At 67.5% G+C, this 20,801-nt stretch carries 17 protein-coding genes; 9 read left to right on the plus strand and 8 right to left on the minus strand.

Features of this window, described 5'->3' with window-relative positions:
- Nucleotides 1-294 precede the first annotated feature (294 nt).
- The 4 genes from ASF94_RS03345 to ASF94_RS03360 all read right to left on the minus strand — a co-directional run bounded on the left by ASF94_RS03345 (nt 295) and on the right by ASF94_RS03360 (nt 5,670).
- Nucleotides 295-2,514 (minus strand): TonB-dependent siderophore receptor, encoded by a 2,220-nt coding sequence (locus ASF94_RS03345; protein ID WP_235505245.1) that lies wholly within the window; start codon nt 2,512-2,514, stop codon nt 295-297.
- A 165-nt stretch (nt 2,515-2,679) separates the two neighbouring features.
- Nucleotides 2,680-2,904 (minus strand): DUF350 domain-containing protein, encoded by a 225-nt coding sequence (locus ASF94_RS03350; protein WP_056661552.1) that lies wholly within the window; start codon nt 2,902-2,904, stop codon nt 2,680-2,682.
- A 126-nt stretch (nt 2,905-3,030) separates the two neighbouring features.
- Nucleotides 3,031-4,524, minus strand: coding sequence for a DUF4178 domain-containing protein (locus ASF94_RS03355; protein WP_056661555.1), 1,494 nt, complete (start codon nt 4,522-4,524; stop codon nt 3,031-3,033).
- Nucleotides 4,525-4,614: 90 nt separating this feature from the next.
- Nucleotides 4,615-5,670 (minus strand): SPFH domain-containing protein, encoded by a 1,056-nt coding sequence (locus tag ASF94_RS03360; RefSeq protein WP_056661558.1) that lies wholly within the window; start codon nt 5,668-5,670, stop codon nt 4,615-4,617.
- A gap of 202 nt (nt 5,671-5,872) precedes the next feature.
- On the opposite strand from ASF94_RS03360, the gene ASF94_RS03365 reads away from it, so the two are divergent.
- A complete protein-coding gene (locus ASF94_RS03365; protein ID WP_082492962.1) occupies nt 5,873-6,166 on the plus strand; it encodes a DUF2061 domain-containing protein in 294 nt (97 codons plus the stop codon).
- Nucleotides 6,167-6,271: 105 nt separating this feature from the next.
- Here the strand turns inward: ASF94_RS03365 and ASF94_RS03370 are convergent, their stop codons facing one another.
- Nucleotides 6,272-6,592, minus strand: coding sequence for a flagellar basal body protein (locus ASF94_RS03370; protein ID WP_082492957.1), 321 nt, complete (start codon nt 6,590-6,592; stop codon nt 6,272-6,274).
- A 293-nt stretch (nt 6,593-6,885) separates the two neighbouring features.
- Between ASF94_RS03370 and ASF94_RS03375 the strand changes: the two genes are divergently transcribed.
- From ASF94_RS03375 to ASF94_RS03385, 3 genes are read left to right on the plus strand one after another with little or no spacing between them, the layout of a single operon-like run.
- Entirely contained in the window at nt 6,886-8,601 is a 1,716-nt protein-coding gene (locus tag ASF94_RS03375; RefSeq protein ID WP_082492958.1) for an OmpA family protein, read from the plus strand.
- Nucleotides 8,579-10,180, plus strand: coding sequence for a hypothetical protein (locus ASF94_RS21530; RefSeq protein ID WP_200933006.1), 1,602 nt, complete (start codon nt 8,579-8,581; stop codon nt 10,178-10,180). Before ASF94_RS03375 ends, ASF94_RS21530 begins: the two co-directional genes overlap by 23 nt.
- An 11-nt stretch (nt 10,181-10,191) precedes the next feature.
- Nucleotides 10,192-11,046 carry a hypothetical protein gene (locus tag ASF94_RS03385; RefSeq protein ID WP_056661566.1) on the plus strand — a complete coding sequence of 285 codons (855 nt, stop codon included), beginning with the start codon at nt 10,192-10,194 and terminating at the stop codon, nt 11,044-11,046.
- Nucleotides 11,047-11,102: 56 nt separating this feature from the next.
- Here the strand turns inward: ASF94_RS03385 and ASF94_RS03390 are convergent, their stop codons facing one another.
- Nucleotides 11,103-12,059: a LysR family transcriptional regulator gene (locus tag ASF94_RS03390; protein WP_056661570.1), complete on the minus strand. Its 957-nt coding sequence runs from the start codon at nt 12,057-12,059 to the stop codon at nt 11,103-11,105.
- A 178-nt stretch (nt 12,060-12,237) separates the two neighbouring features.
- Here ASF94_RS03390 and ASF94_RS03395 point away from each other — a divergent pair, with 178 nt between their 5' ends.
- A complete protein-coding gene (locus ASF94_RS03395) occupies nt 12,238-13,605 on the plus strand; it encodes an aspartate aminotransferase family protein (protein ID WP_056661573.1) in 1,368 nt (455 codons plus the stop codon).
- 198 nt (nt 13,606-13,803) lie between these two features.
- A complete protein-coding gene (locus ASF94_RS03400) occupies nt 13,804-15,321 on the plus strand; it encodes a CoA-acylating methylmalonate-semialdehyde dehydrogenase (protein WP_056661576.1) in 1,518 nt (505 codons plus the stop codon).
- A gap of 123 nt (nt 15,322-15,444) precedes the next feature.
- Here ASF94_RS03400 and ASF94_RS03405 read toward each other — a convergent pair whose 3' ends face one another.
- Nucleotides 15,445-16,011, minus strand: coding sequence for an OmpA family protein (locus tag ASF94_RS03405; RefSeq protein WP_200933007.1), 567 nt, complete (start codon nt 16,009-16,011; stop codon nt 15,445-15,447).
- A gap of 347 nt (nt 16,012-16,358) precedes the next feature.
- Here ASF94_RS03405 and ASF94_RS03410 point away from each other — a divergent pair, with 347 nt between their 5' ends.
- Nucleotides 16,359-17,540, plus strand: coding sequence for a sensor domain-containing diguanylate cyclase (locus tag ASF94_RS03410; protein WP_235505246.1), 1,182 nt, complete (start codon nt 16,359-16,361; stop codon nt 17,538-17,540).
- A 53-nt stretch (nt 17,541-17,593) separates the two neighbouring features.
- Here ASF94_RS03410 and ASF94_RS03415 read toward each other — a convergent pair whose 3' ends face one another.
- On the minus strand, nt 17,594-18,406 hold the full coding sequence (locus ASF94_RS03415) for a FadR/GntR family transcriptional regulator (protein WP_056661579.1): 813 nt from the start codon (nt 18,404-18,406) through the stop codon (nt 17,594-17,596).
- Nucleotides 18,407-18,645: 239 nt separating this feature from the next.
- On the opposite strand from ASF94_RS03415, the gene ASF94_RS03420 reads away from it, so the two are divergent.
- Nucleotides 18,646-19,851, plus strand: coding sequence for an ABC transporter substrate-binding protein (locus ASF94_RS03420; protein ID WP_056661581.1), 1,206 nt, complete (start codon nt 18,646-18,648; stop codon nt 19,849-19,851).
- A gap of 87 nt (nt 19,852-19,938) precedes the next feature.
- On the plus strand, nt 19,939-20,799 hold the full coding sequence (locus ASF94_RS03425) for a branched-chain amino acid ABC transporter permease (RefSeq protein ID WP_056661584.1): 861 nt from the start codon (nt 19,939-19,941) through the stop codon (nt 20,797-20,799).
- Nucleotides 20,800-20,801: the final 2 nt, after the last annotated feature.

Genomic DNA, 20,801 nt, shown 5'->3' on the forward strand with positions numbered 1-20,801 from the left:
ATTGAACACCAGCGCTTTACTTACACACAAACGCAGTCAGCTATGAACAACAGAGCATTCATCCCTGCGAAGAGCCGCGCCGAACGGTGTCGATGCTGGCTTTCACTCGGGCAGGCATACCTGGCCGGAAACCGAACGGGGAGCACCGGGCGACCCGCATCGGCAAGGGCCATGGGATATATAAAGCCCGCCATTGTGCCGCCTACTCGCGCGGCGCAGTGGCCTCTCGTCGCGGCGGCGCGGCAGCCACGACGCACGCCGCTGACGCTGTCGTCCGCCGCCGCGATGGAGCTGTCAGAACTGGTAGTTCGCACTCAGCAAGAAGCTGCGCGGCGCGCCGGGCATGGCGTTGGAGCGCCAGTACTCCTTGTCCAGCAGGTTCGACACGGCCAGCGTCACCGTCCACGGTGCGGCACGCCAGCCGACCAGGGCGTCCCAGCGGGTGTAGCCGGGGACGGTGGCGGTGTTGAGTGCATTGGTGTAGCGGCGGCTGGTGTGGGTGACCCCGACTTCGCCATACCAGGCGCCCGCCGGAGCGTAGCGCAGGAACAGGTTGCCGTTGCGCTTGGCGGTATTGGGCAGGTACTTGCCCACGTTGGCGGGCACGCTCGCGTCTTCGGTGACCTGGGCGCTCATCAGGCCGACGCCGCCGCGCACGTACCACGATGGCGCTACGCGGCCGGCGGCGCTGAATTCGAGCCCGCGGGAGCGCTCCTTGCCGCGCATGGCAAAGCGGTAGGGGTCCAGGTCGGGTTCCGGGCGGTAGCGGATGTTGTAGTGCTCCAGTTCGTAGACCGCCAGCTGGGTGGACAAGGCGCCGTCCAGCCAGTCGCTCTTGACGCCCAGCTCGATCTGGCGCGAGTGCTGCGGCGCTTCGTCCAGAACGGCGGCGGCGCTGGTATCCACGCTGAGTACGCCCCGGCCGCCGTAGGGCGAGAAGCTCTTGTTCCACGACGCGTAGAGGCTGTGGTCGCGCACCGGCTGCCACACCACGCCCACGCGCGGGCTGACGGAGTGGCCGTCGGTGTCGCGCTGAAAGCCGTTCAGGCGGTTGGTGCTCTCGAAGGTGTAGCTGTCGTAGCGCACGCCCAGCAGCGCCTTCCACTGCGGGGCGAGGTGGATCAGGTCCTGCGCGTAGAGGGCGTTGCCCTTGCCGATGTGCAGGTTGTGCTGGGTAGGAGCGCCCTGCGCGGGCCGCACGGCGTTGAACACCGGGTTGAACGGATCGACGTAGCCGTTGCTGGTGGCGGTGGAAAAAAGGCGCGGCGCGCGTTCTTCCTCGCTGTGTTCCACCCCGACCAGCAGCTCGTGCTGCATCCCGGCGACATGGACGCGGCCGGTCAGGTCCACCGTGTTGGAGGTGGTCTTGTTGGCCGTCTGCTGCCAGGCGTAGCTCTGGCGCACCTGGCCCCGGTAGCTGCAGGCGGCGCCCGCGGAGGTGCGGCCCTGGGCGTTGCAATAGGTGCCCAGGTAGTAGTGGTCGAAGTCCTGGTCGGCCTCACGGCGGCTGGCGACCCAGCGCACGCTCCAGGCGGAATTGAAGTCATAGCTCAGATCGGAGCGCCAGACGCGCAGGCGGTCTTCGACATAGTCGCCGGGCTGGGCGAAGCCCTGGCGGATCGACACGCCCGCCGGCATCTGGTCGTAAGCAGGGCTGCGGTCGGGCACGCGCCAGACGTTGTCATGGGTGTACTGCCCGGTCCAGCGCAGGCCCTGGCGGTTGTCCACCAAGATGCTGGGCGAGATCATCTCGTTCTTGTTGCGGATGCCGCTGCGGAAGCTGTGGGCCTGTTCGCGGTCGGCTGTCAGGCGCACGGCGACGTTGGAATTGATGACCTTGTTGATGTCGATGGTGCCGCCCACGTTGTCCCAGGAGCCGCCGCGCAGCGTGACGCTGCTCTTGGCGTCGAACCGCGCCTGCTTGCTGACGAGGTTGACGACGCCGCCGCCGGCGCTGCGGCCGTAGAGCACCGAGGCGGGGCCCTTGAGGATCTCGATGCGCTCCACATTGGCGGTGCTGCGGCGCACCTGGCCGCTTTCACGCACGCCGTCGCGGTAGATGTCGCCCGCGTCGGCCTGGAAGCCCCGGATCATCACGCCCTCCCCGCGCATGTCGTAGCTGGTGTTCACGCCCGGCACGCCGTCGAGCATGGTGGCCAGGTCGTTGATGCCGTAGCTCTTGTACTTGTTGACTTCCAGCGTATCGATGGTCTGCGGTATGTCCCTGGGTGCCATGTAGGTCTTGGTGGCGGTGGTCACCCCCTCGGGCCGCACGTCGTCGGGGTCGTACTGGCTACCGGAGACATGGACGGTCGGCATCACCTGGGCGGATACCGGGGTGGTCGCCGGGGCCGCAGCCGCCGGGTCTGCAGCCGGGACAGGTGGGGCGTCGGCCGCGGTGGCCGCGGCGGCCGCGGCGGCGCAGGCCAGCCCCGCCAGCAACGCCGTGGCGCGGGACACGGCCCGCAGTGGCACGGTGTGCGGTGCCGTCGGTAATAGGTTGTTGTTGCTCAAGATGCGCTCCTGCAAGTGCAACGGGCCGCTCAAGAGGAGCAGCCCGTATCAGAAAGCGCAGAATTGTAACTGCTAACGAGAACTATTCTTATTCATTTTCCTGTCTCGATCGGATGAGATGGAGCCGGCGCGGCGGTGTGCCGTGCGGCGGGCGAGGCCTCGGCCCTACCCGCCGTGGATCGCCGCCGCCACGATCACGCTGATGCCCAGGCACATGGCGGCCACCACCATCGCCAGCGCCTTGTTCTGCTTGACGACGATCTCGGCCCAGAGGTCGTAGGGGGTGATCTTGTCGATGATGATGAAGCTGATCCAGAACACCAGCACGCCGACCAGCGCGAACAGGATGGAGCCGAAAAACGCGGCGGGCCGCAGCCATTCAAGAGCCATGGTGGAAACCTCCTTCAGGTGAAGACGAACACAAAGACAGATGCCGACGCCGGCCCAGGCGCAGGCGCAGACAAAGAGGCACGCAGAGGCACGGCGCTGCCGGCAGGCCGCGGTGCCGGGGCGCGGTCACTTGTGCCCCCCGCCGCTGGAATAGCCACCGAACGAGCCGCCCGAGCTGCGGTAGCCGCCGCCCGATGAGCCCGAGCAGTTGCTCATGAGAACCAGCACGATGATCAGGATGACGGCGATGACGATGATGGTGCCGCAGCCGATGCCGCTGGCCGCGGCCAGGGGCGCCGCGTCGTCCCGGTCGAAGGCAGCCTTCTGGCCGTCCTGCTTGAAGGCCTGCGCCACGGTGGCGGCGTCGAGCTTGTTGCCGACCGACCAGGTGATCTCGCGCGGGGTTTGCTCCATCGACAGCACGCCGCGGCCGCTGCTGGCGAAATCGCGGTTGAACGTCTGCTGGCCGCGCTCGACCGGCCAGTAGAACTCGCCCAGCACATAGGTGGTTTCGGCGTTGTAGCCGTATTGCTGGTGGTAGGCGGTGCCCAGGTAGGTGGCGGTCTGCCCGCCCTGCGACAGCTGCGGCGCGCCGGTGGCGGGCCGCACCAGGCTCCAGCCGTCGGTCGCGTCGACCAGGAAGGCAAAGCCCCGCTTCTGGTGGTAGAGCAGGTATTCGCTCCAGCCGAAGTGTTCGTCATCGCCCGGCTCGACGCCCATGCGGTGCTGAAAGCCCACCACCTGCCAGTGCACGCCTTCGAGCTGGCCCACGCTGCCCAGAGGGATCAACAGGCGCACGGGCTCGTCCTGCTCGGCATGGCGCAGTTCGCCGCCGATGCCGCTCGTCAGGTCGATCAGGCTGCGGCAGGCCGGACAGGTGATGCTTTGGGTGGAGTCCAGCTTCACGCTCACCGGGGAGCCGCAATTCGGGCAGTTGAACTGCCGGCCCTGCTCGTTCCTGGCCGACTCGTCCTTCAGCCCCTGGAGCTGGAGGTCTTCCAGCCGCAAGGACCGGCCCCGCTCCACCCTGGGCGGCTGGCTGCCGTAGTCGATCGACAGCACCTCGCCGTCGTCGCTGCGCAGCTCGACCACGGTGAAGCCCTGGCCCAGCGGCGGCAGCTTGGGCAGCTCGCCCTGCGCCGAAACCAGCTGCGCCTGCACGTTGGCCGCCACGCTGAAGGGCTTGCCGGCGACGGCGGTGGTCATGCCGACGCGGAATTGATCGGCCGCCGGCACCTCACGTTCCAGATCGGCCGGGCGGGTGAACACATACGCGCCGTTGTCTTCGCCCAGCGTGGCCGTGGTGCCGTCTTCGAGCAACGCGTTCCACTCGGTCCAGGTGCCGGCGTCGCCACGATACTGCAGCCGGCCGATCAGCGTGAAGGGCAGCGTGGCGCCGCCCAGCGCCACACGGCCGGTGGCCATCAGCTGCAGCGGGCTGTGGTCGTCGAACAGCTCCGCCATCTTGCCGATGCGCGTCAGCACCTCGCCGCTGCGTACCACCGTGCTTTGGCAGTACGGGCAGACGGCGTAGGGGGACTGCGCGCTCTTGAATTCAACCGGCGCGCCGCAGCCCGGGCAAGGGGCGCGGTAGTGCCGCTGGGTGCCGCTTTCGGCCATGCGGAGAGGGTTCTTTGAAGTGTTTTGGCCTCTAGCGCCCGTGAATCAAGCGCCTTCAGCTATGTTTTTAATAGCAGACCGTGAGAGGGGTCAGACGAGCTTCTTGAGCAGCTCGGCTTTCTTGGCGTCGAACTCTTCCTGCGTGAGGATGCCCTTGGCCTTGAGTTCGCCCAGCTTTTCCAGCGTGGCCATCACGTCTTCGGGCTTGACGCCCTGCGCAGGCGCGCCGGCCAGGGCCGCGGCCTGCGCGCCTGCGGCTGGCTGACCCTGCAGGCCCTGCTGCAGGTTCTGCGCCAGCACCTGGCCCAGCGCCACGCCGGCGCCCAGGCCCATGGCGTCGCCCGCGATGCCGCTGCCGCCATTCGCCGAGCCTTCGGCGAACTTCGGAATGGCCTGCGCCGTCTGGTACTGCATGAACTTGCCCATGTCGCCCCCGACCATGCCCATGCCGATCTTCTGGTCCAGCACCTTCTGCAGCTCTTCGGGCAGCGAGACGTTCTGCACCGTCATGCTTTCCAGCTTCAGGCCGATCTTGGCGAAGGCCGGCTGCAGCTCCTGGGCCAGCGCATTGGCGAACATGACCTGGTTGGCCGCCAGGTCGAGGAACGGCAGCCCGCTGCCCGCGATGGCGTTGCTGATGTTCTGCAGCACCAGGCCGCGCAGCTGGCCGTCCAGGTCGGAGACGGGGTAGGACGCGCGCGTGCCCGAGATCTCGGTGTGGAACAGCTTGGGGTCTGCGACGCGGTAGGCGTAGTTGCCGAAGGCGCGCAGCCGCACGGCGCCAAAGTCCTTGTCGCGGATGGTGATGGGCTGGGGCGTGCCCCACTTCTGGTCGACCTGCTGGCGCGTGCTGAAGAAGTACACGTCGCTCTTGAACGGGGACTGGAAGAGCTTGTCCCAGTTCTTCAGGTAGGTCAGCACCGGCAGCGTCTGCGTGGTGAGCTTGTAGGTGCCGGGGCCGAACACGTCGGCCACCTGGCCTTCGTTGACGAAGATGGCCATCTGCGACTCGCGCACCACCAGCGTGCCGCCGTTCTGGATTTCCATGTCGGCCATCGGGAAGCGCCAGGCCAGCGTGCCGTCGCCCTCCTCCGTCCACTGGATGATGTCGATGAACTGCTTCTTGATGAAGTCCATGAGGGCCATGTGAACGCTCCCGGTCGTTGCGTGGATGGATGAAAAGAGGGGTGAGGCGGCAGAACCGGCAGCCATCATAGCGAGCCGGGTGGCGCGCCAGGGGGCCTCGCTATCGCGGCGTTGCAGGCAATCAATTGGCCGGATCAGATGCGAATCACTAGCATTCATCCATCTGTTTCACGCACCCATGATCTTGCCGGAGAGCCCCACGATGTCCCGCCTGCGCACCGCCACCCTCCAGAACCTGCCGACCCTGATGAAGACCGGCAGCTACTACCTCATCCACATCTGCGTGGCCGCGCTGGTGGCCTATGCGGTCACCGGCAACCTGGTCGCCTCGCTGACCCTCAGCCTGCTGGAGCCCACGGTGCAGGCCGTGGCGTATTTCTTCCATGAAAAGGCCTGGGCCCGGGCGGCGGAACGGCGGAACGGCGGCGTTCGGCACAGGCTGGCGCCCTGCCCGCCTGAGCCGGAGGTCAGGCCATGTCCTTCGGCCATTGGTTGATGGAACGGCTGGCCCGGCTGGCGAGCGCGGGCTGAGCGGCCCACCGCGCTGCCGCCGCGGGCGGGCGGGCTGGCTGGCTGGTCGCGCGCCCTTCGCTGTGGCCCCTCAGGCGCGCTCGTCCAGCAGCGCGCCTTTCATGCGGTCGTCGGTGCGCAGCACCTGCAGGCTGGCCTTGAACGCATAGGTCGCGGCGATCTGCTCCACCGCTTCGGCCTCCATCGACACACCGGGTTGCGCGGCACGCCCGATGCGGGCCGCCACCCCGCCCTGGCCGTCCACGGCTTCCGTGGTCACCGTCTGGCGCTGGAAACCGGGCGTGTTCAGGTTGGCGGTGTTGTGGGCTGCGGTGTCCATGCGCAACTGCGCCGCGCGCAGGCCGGAAGAGGCGACGCCGGTGACGGCGGTGATTGCGGTGACGGCAGGCATGGTGGAAATCCGCTGAAAAAGGAGCGAAGACGCAGGATTATGCGCAGAGCCTCGCACGTCCACGCGTCTGGCGTATCAGGTCGACTGAGCCCACCGCCGCATGAAGGCCAGCGCCACACCCGGCAGCCAGCCATGTTCCCAGCCCTGCACGTTGCGGCTGCAGATTTCCGCTCACCCCGGGCAGCTGGGCGGATAACGGCCGGATCGCGACGGATCGCGACGGCTCGCACGCACCAGAGCCACTAACGTGCAGTAACATCCTCACCATAAAAGATACAGGGGAGAGGGATGTGATGAGGAAATACGCTTTCCGAAGCGCCGCTGCGCGCGCCGAACGGGCTTCACAACGCAAACAGCGCGCCGGCACCGTGCTGTTCACCGCCGCGCTGCTGGTGACGGCGACAGGCTGCCAGACAACGCAGGGCGGCGGCGGCCTGCTCAAGGACACTTTCGCCAGCGACGATCCGTGCGCCAACAACGCTCGCAACATCGGGCTCATCGCCGGCACGCTCATCGGCGGCATCGTCGGGCACAAGATCGACAAGCGAGCCGGCACGCTGATCGGCGCAGCCGCAGGTGGATTGATCGGCGGGACGATCGGCCATGACATGGATCGCAGGCGCTGCGAGCTGGCTACCATCGCCAGAAACAACCGCCTCGATCTCGTCGTCCAGAACATTGCGGCCTCTCAGGTCGCCGCCACCCCCGAGTCCAGCGCCCAGGCGCGCGACAACACCGAAGCGGTGGGGATGAGCGTGACCGTCATCGACCGCGGCGAACAGTTCACGAGTGGCGCCGCCCGGCCGACCGCAGCCGGCATCAAGGCCTTCGGGGAAATGGCAGACGCCTACGGCCGCATCGAAGCCGGCCAGACGGCCGGCGAGTCTCGCAAGCGCCGTGATGCCATGCGCATCTTGCTGGTCGGTCACACCGATGACACCGGCTCATCGGCAGGCAATGCCGAGCTGTCCGAAGCACGGGCCCGGGAAGTCGCCCGCATCTTCGAAAGCAAGGGATTCTCCAGCGCCCAGATTTTCTATCAGGGCGCTGGGGAAACCTTGCCGATCGCGGACAACAAGGACGACGCCGGGCGAGCGAAGAATCGCCGCGTCGAAATCATCGACCTCAGCGATGACGCTGCGTTGGCGGCGTATCTGGCGAACCGGCGCCCCAACATGGCGTTCTACCGCCCGGCCGACGCCCCAGCCGGCTCCGCCGCCGTGGCGCACGCTCCTGCGGCATCGGACAAGCCAGTGCCCCCCTCGACCTCGGCCCGGCCGGCCAGCGGGCCAGTGCCAAAGAGCCAGGGCCGAAGCACCAGCAGCCCACCACCCGCCGCGCCGACGGCCCCGGCGGTCGCCTCGTCCGCACGAGCCATCACGGCCGACGCGGCCCCGGTCGCCAAGCCCGCTGCGGTGACCAGCCAGCGGGGCCCCGTGCTGAATTTCGGCGGCTCGCCGGTGACGAACCAAGCGATGCAGGTGGATATCGGAGGCATGAAGAAGGCAGCCTCGCCGCTGTCGTTGATTTCGAGCGCCTATGCCAACGACACGGCGCCACTGGGAAGCTGCCTGCAGGATCGCCCGCGGGTCGCCAACGGGGTGAAGTCGCTCAGCACCCAGCAATTGGCCAGCCTGCGCACTTCGGACTATCTACCCGGGGTCTACGACTCCAGTTGGACCGCATTCGTCAACGGCCATCTGGTGGCATTGAACAACGTCGCCGTATTGCGCGACGGCGGCTCGCCGGCTCGGAAACCCGATCTGCTGATCTACCAGGATTACAAGGGGGATGCCAAGGCCAAGGCTGACTTCAGGGCCAACCCCGACGTCAATACCTATCAAGGGGACAAGGCGCTTCTTTATCGGGTGTTTGTCGGCGGCCCGGTCCAGTGCATGGACATCGTCATTCCCAAAGACGCCCCGCGTGCGGCCCCGCAATCCAATCTGATCTACGTGCGCGCAGGCGACTATTACCAAGTGGCTTTTGCGCCCACTTTGGCCAAGTAAGCAAAACAGAATCAACACACAGAGAGAGGGGTGCACGATGGAATCCATCACCGAATTCGCAACAGCCAACCTGCAGATCATTGCCGGAATCATTGCCATCGCGGCACTGTGGTCTGCCTATATTTCAAACTACCGATTCCGACTCTGGCTGCGCGACTTCTGGGTGACCTTCCCGCTGATCGGCAGCATTGCGCGCCTGTCCAAGGACAGGACGCAGGGTTCAGCCGGCTGGCTGCGGGCAGAGGAAAAACTCTGCGGCATCTACAAGCCGTTCGTCGCGCTCATGAAGAGCGACATGTTCGATCAACGCATCGAATATCTGCGCAAGGCCGCCGACCTGGGCCGCACTCCGACTCCGATGTGGGTGTGGTTTCTGCTGATCGTGCTGGTGATTGCAGAGGGTCTCGGCTTTTCCTACCTTCTGGGTTCGTGGATGGCCCGCGAAGGCAGCGCCAACACACACACCCTGCTGATGTTCGCCATCGTGCTGGTGCTGTGCGTGATCCTCGTGGCCCTGACCCACTACGCTGGGCACCAGTACTACCGCACGTCGCTGCTGCGATCGTGCTTTGCGCGGTTCAAGGAAAAGGGCAGCCAGGAATACGCCGTAGAAACCATCTCGCTCAACAACAAGAACCAAGGACAGGACGACGGCTCGCCTGATTTCAAGCAGACCATCAACCGGGTCGCCAAGCATTCCCACGACGTCGGCAGCTACGCCGCCGGCATCATCGCCATCATCGCCATCGCATTCATCGCCATCGTTTCCACCTATATGCGGGTCAAGAACATGGAAGGCGAGATGATCCGCGAGTCCGCCACGCTCGAGCAGCCCGCCGCAGGCAACCCCTTCGCCCAGCCTGTTCTGCCGGACGAAGTCGCTGCGGCACAGGGCAAGGCAGACCGCAAGGCCAAGACGGAAGCCACCCAGGCCATGACGGACGAAGGGCTTGCCGCATTCGCCATGCTGGGCTTCATCTTCGTCGTGACCCAGATCGTCGGCATGGGCGCCGGCTACAAGTATGGTTTCGCGGGGCGAGAGTCCGGCGCGGCGCACAAGTCCCTCGGCGGTTTCTCCACCTACGAGGACTACCTCGCGTATTTCCAGCCCCTGCGCGACCTGGTCAACGGGCGCATGAAAGATCTCCAGCAGCGGTTGGAAAGGAATTCCCACACCAAGCTGGAGCTGCACAAGACCTTCGACGACTACCTGCTGGAACAGCAAGATCAGACCGGCCAGCTGATCCGCGGCATCAACACAGCGGTGGCGCCTCCTGCCAGCGCCGCCGTGAGCGCACCCGTCGCCATGCCCAGGCCCGAGGCCCCCACGCCCACGCAGGCGCTTGCGGCCGAACCCGCAGTGCCCGCAGCACCTGCAGCACCTGCAGCACCTGTGGTGCAAAGCCTGAGCACGGTGAAGGCAGAGTTCGAAAGGCTGGACGACGCGGAGGCGGAAAAGCAGTACTTCCTGTCGCTGCCCGCCGCCCTCAGAAGCGATGCGGGATTGCAGGCGTGGCTCAAGGACCGCAAGGCGCAGAGGGCCGCGGCGGCAACAGTCGCTGTCGACGAATTGTTTTGAGGAACGTACCCATGGCGAAATGGCTGCAATCGTGCGTGGCGGTCGCGGGGCTCTGCCTGGCCTCGGCGGCCATGGCGGGTGTGTCCAACGACATCCCCAGCTGCTATGGCTCCATCAAGGTCGGGGTCCCGGCCCCGCCCCTGTCCACCGAGCTTTTCGTGTTGATCGATCAGACGACACCGCTCGACGCCACCTTGAAAAACACGGTCCGGGAGAACGTCGGGCGCCTGGTCCAACCTGGCACGGCATTCGTCGTCGCGACTTTCTCGTCATTCGGCCAGGGCCGCTATCTGGAGGTGCTCAGCGCCGGAACGCTGGAGCCCGCGCTGCCCGCCAAGGTGCGCGACGACATCGGGGTCAAGCTTCTGCACAGCTTCGATGCCTGCCTGGCGAAGCAACGCGATTTCGGCCGCAATGCGGCGGCGGTGGCGTTGAACAAGGCTTTGTCCGGCATCAGCCCGGAATACGCGAAATCCGACGTCATGGGCAGCATGCGTGAGCTGTCCTACCGCATCCGGCAATCCGCAGCCCAGGACAAGATCCTCTTTCTGGTGTCCGACATGCTGGAGAACTCGGGCATCAGCAGCTTCTATGGCCATCGGAACGTCCGCCAACTGGACGTGCCGGCAGAAATCAAGAAGGCTGAAGCGGGGCAGATGCTCGCAGACTTGGGAGGCGCCCGGGTGTTCGTGCTGGGCGCCGGTCTGGTCCAGGAAAACTCCTCGGGCGCGGCCAAGGACAGTGGGGTGTACCGCGATCCGAAGACGATGACCGCCTTGCGTCAATTCTGGGAGCAGTACATAGCGCGCAGCCAGGGCAGGCTCATCGAATTCGGTGCACCCGCGCTGGTGGTGCCGGTGCAGTGAAGTGAAGTGAAGTGCAGCGAACTGAGTCAGGGCGGCCCGGGAGCAGATCGATCGGCTCACGGGGCAACGCCGTGCGCTTCGGCCAGGCTGCGCGCCACGGCCAGTGCCGCCCGCGTCGGCGCCGGTGACCGCCGCACCAGGCTGACGAACTGGCACCGATAGAAGAACGCCTCGGGCCGCACGGCCTGCAGGCGGCCGGTGCGCTCGAAGGCTTCGGCATAGTGGTCGGGCAGGAAGCCCAGGTAGCGGCCGGACAGCACCAGCGTGGCGATGGATTCCTGGTCGAACGCGGTGGCCGCGCGGGTCAGGTGGGCCTGGTGGCTCAGTTCCATGTTGGGCGAGTGGTAGCCCAGGCCGGCGAAAGGGTGCGTTCGCAGCGCGTCCCAGTCCAGGGCCGAATGGTCGGCGCCGAACAGCGGGTGGCCGGCGCCGCAATAGAGCAGCATGGTTTCGCCGAAGAGGTCGGTGTAGCGCAGGCTCTGCGATGCGCGGTGCGCCGGGATGATGCCGACCTGGTAGGTGCCGTCGATCACGCCGCGCTCGATGGCGTTGATCGAGGCGACGTGCATCTGCAAATGCACGTCGGGCGCCTGCCGGGTGAAAGCGGCGATGGCTTCGCTGATGCGGGCGGCCGGGTTGCTGGCCGTCTTGTCGAACACGGCCACGGCGAGTTGCCCGCCCATGCGCGAGTGGATGCCGTCCACGCTGTCGCGAAAGCCCTGCACGGCGGCCAGCAGGCACAGTGTTTCGTCATAGACCCGCTGGCCCTCGGGCGTCAGGGCGAAGCCGGCGCGGCCCCGGCGGCAGAGCGTCAGGCCCAGGCGCGTTTCCAGGTCTTTCACATGGCGGCTGACGGTGCTGGTGCCGATGTTCAGCTCCAGCTCGGCCGCGGCCATGCCGCCGCACTCCACCACGGCCTTGAACACCTGCAGCAGGCGCAGGTCCATGTCGGCGATCTGGCCCAGCACGGCGCGCTGGCGGGTAGAGGAAGGAGACGGGGCATTCACTTGCATGAAACCGCAAGTAAGCGGTGATATTGCTGCATTGGAAGCATTATCGGCCGCGCGAACAATAGGACACCGCTCGCCCTGGGTTGTGCCAGGGTGTTGGTTCGTCTGGCTCGTCCAGCCGGATTCGTTGCATGCTTTTCTCTCCCGCCCTCTCCCCTGTCTGTTTCGCTCCGGAGGTTCCATGAGTTTCGTATCCCTCGACACCCCCACGGCCGACGCGGCCGACGCCCCCCGCATGGATGCGGCCTGGCTCGACGCGCACTGGATGCCCTTCACGGCCAACCGGCAGTTCAAGGCGCAGCCGCGCATGATCGTCTCGGGCCAGGGCGCCTACTACACCGACGCGGAAGGCCGCAAGATCTTCGACGGCCTCTCGGGTCTGTGGTGCGCGGGCCTGGGCCATGGCCGGCGCGACATCGCCGAGGCGATCGGCCGTGCCGCCGCCACGCTGGACTACGCGCCGGCCTTCCAGTTCGGCCACCCGGCCTCGTTCGCGCTGGCCAACAAGGTCAAGGAACTGACGCCCGCCGGCCTCGACTACGTGTTCTTCACCGGCTCGGGTTCCGAGTCGGCCGACACCTCGCTGAAGATGGCGCGGGCGTACTGGCGCGCCAAGGGCCAGGGCAGCAAGACGCGCCTCATCGGCCGCGAGAAGGGCTACCACGGCGTGAATTTCGGCGGCATTTCGGTGGGCGGCATGGTGGGCAACCGCAAGACCTTCGGCCAGGGGATCGAGGCCGACCACCTGCCGCACACGCAGCCAGCGATGGGCTCGTTCGTGCGCGGCATGGCCGAGGACGGCGGCCGCGCGCTGGCCGACAAGCTGCTGGACGTGATCGCGCTGCACGACGCGAGCAACATCGCGGCGGTGATCGTGGAGCCGTTCTCGGGCTCGGCCGGCGTGGTCATTCCCCCGAAGGGCTACCTGGAGCGCATCCGCGAGATCTGCACGCAGAACAACATCCTGCTGATCTTCGACGAGGTCATCACCGGCTTCGGCCGCTGCGGCGCCTGGACGGGCGCGGAGGCCTTCGGCGTCACGCCGGACATCCTGAATTTCGCCAAGCAGGTCACCAACGGCGCGCAGCCGCTGGGCGGCGTGGTTGCAGCCAAGGAGATCTACGACACCTTCATGGCGCAGGGCGGGCCGGAATACATGCTCGAATTCCCGCACGGCTACACCTATTCGGCCCACCCGGTGGCCTGCGCGGCCGGACTGGCGGTGCTCGACATCCTGGAGAAGGAAGACATGCCCGGCCGCTCCAGGGCGATGGCGCCGTATTTCGAAAAAGCCGTGCATGGCCTCAAGGGCGCCAAGCATGTGCTGGACATCCGCAACTACGGCATGGCGGCGGGCTTCACCATCGCGCCGCTGCCGGGCGAGCCGGCACGCCGGCCTTACGAAGTCGCCATGAGCTGCTGGAAGAAGGGCTTCTACGTGCGCTACGGCGGCGACACGGTGCAGCTGGCGCCGCCCTTCATCAGCACGGAAGCCGAGATCGACCGGCTGGTGAGCGCCCTGGGCGACGCGCTGCACGAGACGGCCTGATCGCCGGGCAACGGTTCAGGGCGGGGCGCGCGAGGCACCCGCGCCCTGGCCCTGATCCCGGTCCTGGCCCGTTCATAGGCCGGCCGCGCTGGCGGGGCATGAAAGCTCCGCATGTCCGGCTCTCTTCATTCGCTATATATTTGATAGCTAACTGCGTAATATCCATCAGCGCCAGTGGCACTTTTCATTCATAAAACCATGCACAACGACAAGTCCGTCACCTCCACCGTCGGCCACCTGATCGACGGCCAGATCGTGGCCGATACGGCCCGCACCCAGCCGGTCTTCAACCCCGCCACGGGCCAGTCCACCACCAGCGTGGCGCTGGCGCCGCAGGCCACCGTGGAGCAGGCCATCGCCTCGGCCGAGGCGGCCTTCCCGGCCTGGCGCAACACGCCGCCGCTCAAGCGCGCGCGGGTGATGGGCAAGCTCAAGGTGCTGCTGGAAGAGCATGCCGACGAGATCGCAGCGCTCATCACCGCCGAGCACGGCAAGGTGCTGAGCGACGCGCACGGCGAGCTGCAGCGCGGCATCGAGAACGTGGAGTACGCCAGCTACGCGCCCGAGCTGCTCAAGGGCGAGCACAGCCGCAACGTGGGCCCGAACATCGACAGCTGGAGCGAGTTCCAGGCGCTGGGCGTCACCGCCGGCATCACGCCGTTCAACTTCCCGGCGATGGTGCCGCTCTGGATGTGGCCTATGGCCGTGGCCTGCGGCAACACCTTCGTGCTCAAGCCCTCCGAGCGCGACCCGAGCAGCACGCTCTTCATCGCCCAGCTGGCGCTGGAAGCCGGCCTGCCGCCCGGCGTGCTGAACGTGGTCAACGGCGACAAGACGGCGGTGGACACGCTGCTGCGCGACCCCCGCGTGAAGGCGGTGAGCTTCGTCGGCTCCACACCCATCGCCGAATACATCTACAGCGAAGGCTGCAAGCATGGCAAGCGCGTGCAGGCCCTGGGCGGCGCCAAGAACCATGCCGTGCTGATGCCCGACGCAGACGTGGGCAACGCCGTCAGCGCGCTGATGGGCGCGGCGTATGGCTCGTGCGGCGAACGCTGCATGGCCATCCCGCTGCTGGTGGCCGTGGGCGACGAAGTGGGCGACGCGGTGATCGCCGGCCTGCAGGCCGAGATCGCCAAGATGAAGGTCGGCCCTGGAACGGACAACGGCAACGACATGGGTCCGCTGGTCACCCGGCAGCACTTCGAGAAGGTGAAGGCCTACGTGGACAGCGGCGTGGCCGAAGGCGCCACGCTGGTGGTGGATGGCCGCACGGTCCAGGTCGCAGGACATGAAGAAGGCTACTTCCTCGGCGCCTGCCTGTTCGACAACGTGGAGCCCGGCATGAAGATCTACCAGGAAGAGATCTTCGGCCCCGTGCTGGGCGTGGTGCGCGTGAAGACGCTGCAGGAAGCCATGCAGCTCATCAACGACCACGAATACGGCAACGGCACCTGCATCTTCACGCGCGACGGCGAGGCGGCGCGCTACTTCACCGACCACATCCAGGTCGGCATGGTGGGCGTGAACGTGCCCCTGCCGGTGCCGGTGGCCTACCACTCGTTCGGTGGCTGGAAGCGCAGCCTGTTCGGCGACCTGCACGCCTACGGCCCCGATGCCGTGCGCTTCTACACCAAGCGCAAGACCATCACGCAGCGCTGGCCCTCGGCCGGCGTGCGCGAGGGCGCGGTGTTCGCCTTCCCCAGCAGCCGCTGAAGACTGGCCACGGCCGGCCGGCATGCCCCGGGCAGCCGGGTCGGCCCGGCCTGCGCCGTTCGGGCTGCGCCTGTCGAGGCCAGGGCGCGCCTGAACGCGCTCCGGGCGCTCCCAGCGGGAGCCTCAGCGCTTGGCAGCCGGGCGCGGCGCGGCCGCTGGCGCCGCCGCCTTGGCGGGTGCGGGTGCGGGCGCAGGCGCCTCGGTCCGCGCGCCTTCGGCCGTCTGCGGCAGCACCGTCACCGCCTCGCGTGCTTCCTCGGTGCTGTATTTCACGCGCAGGTTCTGCGCTGGCACGCCCCGCGCCACCAGCTCCTTGCGCACGGCCAGCGCGCGGGCCAGCGCCACCTCGCGCGCCGTCTTGTTCACCTGGCGCTCGCTGTAGCCCTTGATCTCCCAGCGCGCGCGCTTGTCCTGCGCCAGCTGGTCCAGCAACGCGGCCGTGGCGGCTGGCAGCTGGGTGGCAGTGCCCACGAAGCGGGCGACCGTGCCGTCGGCGGGCACCGTGGGCGCTGGCGCGACGGGCGGGGCCGGCGGTGCGGCGGGGGCGGCTGCGGGCATGACCGCCGGGGCGGTGGCGAAGGCGGGCGGCGCTGGCTCCTCCGCCGCAGGGCTGGCGCACCCAGCCACCAGCGCCGCGGCGCCCAGCCAGGCCAGCAGGGGCTTGGCGGCGAGAGACGCTGCGGGCCGCACAGGATGGACCGACCCGGGGCCCGCCGTCGAAAACGATGAGAAGGAAGTGTCAGCAGCACGTGCAGGGCACGGCGAAAGAGCGCGGTCTGAACGCATGGTCGTCGGATCGGATGGGTGGAACGGAAGGAAGAGGGATGCCGGCGTCGGCAGGGGCCGGACGGGCCGGATGCGGCCGAAGCCGTGGCCCAAAAGGGGAGATTGTGCGCCGATCGTCAACGGCCTGTACATCCTGCCGGCGCGGTGGAAAAAAAACCCGGGCCTGCTGCTAAAGTGACCCGGCCCGCCCGCCCGCCCGCCCGCCCGCCCGCCCGCCGCCTCCCCGCTCGCCCGTATTCTTGCTGCCGCCGATGTCCGCCCCCGTATCCGACGATTCCGTCGCCGCCACCGCCGCCACCGCCGGCCGTCCGCAGCGCTCGGTGCACTGGCTGGTGCGCATGAACTGGCGCAACCGCACTTCCTTCTACGCCATGCTGGGACTGGCCGTGGCCTCGCACCTGGGGTTCACGGGGACCGGCCCGTGGGCCTTCGCGCTGGTGGCGGTGCAGTTCCTTGGCTTCCCGCACATCGCCTACTGGCGCGCCCTGCGCTCGCCACGCCAGCGCCACACCGAGATGCAGAACCTCTGGCTCGACGTCGTGTTCGGTGGCCTTTGGGCCGGCGGGCTGGGCCTGCCCCTGTGGCTGACCTTCTCGCTGATGATCGGCAACTGCATCAACATGGTCGTGTTCTACGACCTGCGCGGCCTGCCCCGGCTGCTGCTGGCCGGGGGCGGTGGCGTCGCGGCCTCTGCGGCGGGCTGGCTGGCGGCCACCGGCCGCTGGCCGCTGAACCTCGAAACGCACAACGTGACCGCGTTGCTCTGCATTGCCGCGCTGACGGTGTATTTCGTCGCCTTCGCCCACGACGGCTACATGCGGGCCATGGCGCAGCACCGCACCAACGAAAAGCTTCGCCAGCAGTTCGACGAGATCCAGTCGCTGCAGACCCGGCTGCGCGACCAGGCCCTGCGCGACCCCCTCACCGGCCTCTTCAATCGCCGCCAGCTCGACGCGGTGCTGGCCGCCGAACTGCAGCGCAGCCAGGCGCAGCACCAGCCGCTTTCGCTGCTGATGATCGACATCGACCACTTCAAGCGCATCAACGACACGCACGGCCATGCCGCCGGGGACGCCGTGCTGCAGTCGCTGGCGCAGCTGCTGCAGCGCCATGTGCGCCCGCAGGACCTGGCCTGCCGCCATGGCGGCGAGGAATTCGTGCTGCTGCTGGCGGAGACGCCCCTGGCCACGGCCAGCGAAAGGGCCGAGGCGCTGCGCCGGGCGTTCGAGTCGGTGCTGGTGGAGTTCGAGGGCGAGGTGCTGTCGGCCACCCTGTCATGCGGGGTGGCGGCCTTTCCGCAGCATGCCGACCAGCCCCACACGCTCACGGCCTGCGCGGACCAGGCGCTCTACGCCGCCAAGCTGCAGGGCCGCAACCGGGTGAAGGTGTTCGGGCCGGAACAGCGGGCGGCCGCAGCGGCGGAGCCTGCCTGAGCAGCCTGCGGCCGGTCGTCCGGCCGTCCGGCCGTCCGGCGCGATGACGCAGCCTAGGGTCGCCCGCGCACGGGCGCAGCGCGCGGCCCCCGCAGCGTCTCGGCATCCAGGATCAGCCGGCCCTGGATGCGTCCCTTCATGCGCTTGACGCTGCTGGCGGCGTCCAGCATGTGCCGCGCCATCAGGTCACGCACCAGAGCCGCGTCGCGCGCCCGCGCGGCCTGCACGATCTCGCGGTGGAACTGCGCGTTGGTCTCGCCGAACCGGCGGTGTTCGGACTTCGGCGTGCGGTTGCCGTAGACGATGAGCTGGCGCAGCATCTCGTTGATCAGCTCGCAGGTGAAGCGCAGGAACGGGTTGGGGTTGGCCGCCGCCAGGATGTCGTGGAAGTTCACGTCCTCGCGGCGCTGGGAGAGCAGGTCTTCGCTGCTGGAATGCGGGTCGCAGCAGGCGATGCTGTGCTCCAGCGCCTCGAAGTCGGCGTCCGTCAGGTGCGGCACGGCGCCAGCGGCCAGCTCCGGCTCCAGGAACTGCCGCACGGCGTAGATGTTGTCGATGGTGACGTCCTGGAAGAACAGGTAGTTCTGCAAGAACTGCAGCGTGCGGTCCAGCGGCACTTCGGCGATGGTGCCGCCGCCCGACGGGCCGGTGGAGATGGTCACCAGCCCCTGCACCTCCAGCGACTTGAGCGCCTCGCGGATGGTGCCCTTGCTTACGCCGAACTGCGCCTGCAGCTCGACCTCGCGCGGCAGGCGGTCGCCCGGGCTCAGGTTCTTTTCGGTGATGAGCCGCTTGATTTCCTGCGCCACCAGGTCGGGGCGCTTGAGGGTCTTGATCGGCTTGCCGGCGGGCGGTTTCGTGGCCATGGTGCGTTGCGGTTGAAAACAGGGGGAGCGCGGCGGGTTGCAGGGCCGCACGGACTGGCGCTCCGGGACGCAGTGTATGCACCAGCAGCGGGCGCTGCGGTGCCATGCAGGGTTTACGTGCACTGCATTTGTTCTATTTATCACTATAAATAGAACAAACACGTGGCACGCCATGTGCTTTGCATATCGCTGTGCCAGGCCCCCATGGCCAGCCGAACCACCCCCACAGGAGCTTCCCCATGCAACGTCGTCACCTCTTGCAACTCTCCGCCCTGGGCGCCCTGCCCGCGTCGCTGGGCCTCGCGCGCAGCGCCTGGGCACAGTCCACGGGCGCGATCCAGTTCGGCTGCCCCGTGCCCATGTCGGGGGCCTTCGCTGCGAACGGCAAGTTCGCCGACCTGGGCATGAAGCTGGCCATCGAGCAGTACGGCAAGGCGCTGGGCCGCCCGCTGGCCTACACCGTGCTGGACACCGAAGGCAAGCCCGCGACTGCGGTGCGCAAGGTGCAGGAGGCATCGCAGCAGCAGGGCACGCGCTTCTTCGCGGGCGGCATCCTGTCGTCCGAATCGCTGGCCATGGGCAAGGAAGCCGAGAAGGCCGGCGGCATCTTCATCACCACCGCGGGCGCGGACGAGATCACCGGCAAGGACTGCAACGCCGCCACGTTCCGCTGGTCGGTACCCACCTTCGGCGCGATCGAGCAGACCGTGCGCCCGCTGGCCGAGGCGCTGCCCAAGGCCAAGCGCTGGTACACCATCACGCCGCAATACGTGTTCGGCGACGGCCTGCTGTCGGCGGCCAAGAACGTCTTCAAGGAAAAAGGCCTGGAGCACGTGGGCAACAGCTACCACTCGCTCACCGAGAAGGAATTCAGCGGCTACCTCACCAACGCCATGGCCGCCAAGCCCGACGTGCTGCTGCTGCTCAACTTCGGCTCCCAGTCGTCGGACGCGCTGCGCCAGGCCGTGAGCTTCGGCATGCACAAGAACATGACCATCCTGATCGCCTGGGCCTCGGGGCTGGAGCAGTTCGAGTCGCTGGGCGCGGACCTGTGCGACGGCATCTACTTCGGCGCGCAGTACTGGCACACCGTGGACGCGCCGCTGAACCTGGAGCTGGTCAGGCGCAGCCAGGAGAAGTTCAAGTCCAACCCCAACTACAGCCTGGCGGGCTCCTACATCTGCACCAAGCTCATGATCGACGGGATCATCAAGGCCGGCACGGTGGAGCCGAAGGCGGTGGTCGCGGCGATGGAGGGCATGAAGTACGCGGGACTCACGGGCGAGGAGGAAGTCCGCCGTGGCGACCACCAGGTGCTCAAGAACTACTACCTGCTCAAGGGCAAGCCCAAGGCCAAGATGGCCAACAAGGACGACTACGTGGACGTGATCAGCTCCGGCAAGTCGTTCCTGCCGGTGGACCAGACCGGCTGCAAGCTCGGCTGACCCGCTCCGGCTTTCGCGCCTTCGCACCTTCCCGCCCCGCACGTCCGTGCCGGGGCCTTCCCCCTTCATGCGTCCTGCCTCCACTCCATGAGCATCTACCTGCTACAGGTCATCAACGGGATCGGCATCGGCATGCTGTATTTCCTGCTGGCCGTGGGCCTGTCCATCGTGTTCGGCCTGCTGCGCTTCGTGAACTTCGCGCACGGCGCCTTCTACCTGCTGGGCGCGTATTTCTGCTACCAGCTGACGCGCTGGGGCCTGAGCTTCTGGCTCACCCTGGTGGTGGTGCCGCTGGTGGTGGGCGCCCTGGGCTGGCTCACCGAAAAGCTGGTGCTGCGCCACGTGTATGCCAAGCCGCACGAGTTCCACATCCTCGTCACCGTGGGCCTGGCGCTCGCGGTGCAGGAACTGGTGATCCTGCAGTGGGGGCCGCTGGGCGACAGCGTGGCCGTGCCCGATCTGCTGCAGGGCGTGGTGATGTGGGGCAGCTTCGTCTACCCCAAGTACCGGCTCTTCGTGATCGGCTTCACCGCCGTGCTGGCCGTGGGCCTGTGGTGGGTGCTCGAAGGCACGCGCCTGGGCAGCGCGGTGCGCGCGGGCAGCGAATCGACCGAGATGGTGTCGCTGCTGGGCATCAACGTGTTCCGCATCTTCAGCCTGGTGTTCGCGCTGGGTGCGGCCACCGCCGCCATCGCGGGCGTGCTGGCCGCGCCCATCCGCGGCGCCGAGCCCTTCATGGGCATCGAGGCGCTGGGCGTGGCCTTCGTGGTCGTCGTGGTGGGCGGCATGGGCAGCTTCGGTGGTGCGCTGGTCGGGGGGCTCTTGATCGGCATCGTGCAGAGCGTGATGAGCACCGTCTGGCCCGAAGGGGCACGCCTGATGATCTACGTCGCCATGGCCGCCGTGCTGCTGCTGCGCCCGCATGGCCTGCTGGGCCGCAAAGGATGAAC

It is taken from the genome of Acidovorax sp. Leaf160 (assembly GCF_001424265.1).
Taxonomy (GTDB): domain Bacteria; phylum Pseudomonadota; class Gammaproteobacteria; order Burkholderiales; family Burkholderiaceae_C; genus Paracidovorax.

Bases quoted from the DNA above. Each gene is read 5' to 3' on its own strand.
- ASF94_RS03365 (WP_082492962.1), top strand. From the start codon at position 5,873: ATGTCCCGCCTGCGCACCGCCACCCTCCAGAACCTGCCGACCCTGATG.
- ASF94_RS03350 (WP_056661552.1), bottom strand. From the start codon at position 2,904: ATGGCTCTTGAATGGCTGCGGCCCGCCGCGTTTTTCGGCTCCATCCTG.
- ASF94_RS03370 (WP_082492957.1), bottom strand. From the start codon at position 6,592: ATGCCTGCCGTCACCGCAATCACCGCCGTCACCGGCGTCGCCTCTTCC.
- ASF94_RS03390 (WP_056661570.1), bottom strand. From the start codon at position 12,059: ATGCAAGTGAATGCCCCGTCTCCTTCCTCTACCCGCCAGCGCGCCGTG.
- ASF94_RS03425 (WP_056661584.1), top strand. From the start codon at position 19,939: ATGAGCATCTACCTGCTACAGGTCATCAACGGGATCGGCATCGGCATG.
- ASF94_RS03385 (WP_056661566.1), top strand. From the start codon at position 10,192: ATGGCGAAATGGCTGCAATCGTGCGTGGCGGTCGCGGGGCTCTGCCTG.
- ASF94_RS03415 (WP_056661579.1), bottom strand. From the start codon at position 18,406: ATGGCCACGAAACCGCCCGCCGGCAAGCCGATCAAGACCCTCAAGCGC.
- ASF94_RS03355 (WP_056661555.1), bottom strand. From the start codon at position 4,524: ATGGCCGAAAGCGGCACCCAGCGGCACTACCGCGCCCCTTGCCCGGGC.
- ASF94_RS03410 (WP_235505246.1), top strand. From the start codon at position 16,359: ATGTCCGCCCCCGTATCCGACGATTCCGTCGCCGCCACCGCCGCCACC.
- ASF94_RS03375 (WP_082492958.1), top strand. From the start codon at position 6,886: ATGAGGAAATACGCTTTCCGAAGCGCCGCTGCGCGCGCCGAACGGGCT.
- ASF94_RS03395 (WP_056661573.1), top strand. From the start codon at position 12,238: ATGAGTTTCGTATCCCTCGACACCCCCACGGCCGACGCGGCCGACGCC.
- ASF94_RS03360 (WP_056661558.1), bottom strand. From the start codon at position 5,670: ATGGCCCTCATGGACTTCATCAAGAAGCAGTTCATCGACATCATCCAG.
- ASF94_RS03420 (WP_056661581.1), top strand. From the start codon at position 18,646: ATGCAACGTCGTCACCTCTTGCAACTCTCCGCCCTGGGCGCCCTGCCC.
- ASF94_RS03400 (WP_056661576.1), top strand. From the start codon at position 13,804: ATGCACAACGACAAGTCCGTCACCTCCACCGTCGGCCACCTGATCGAC.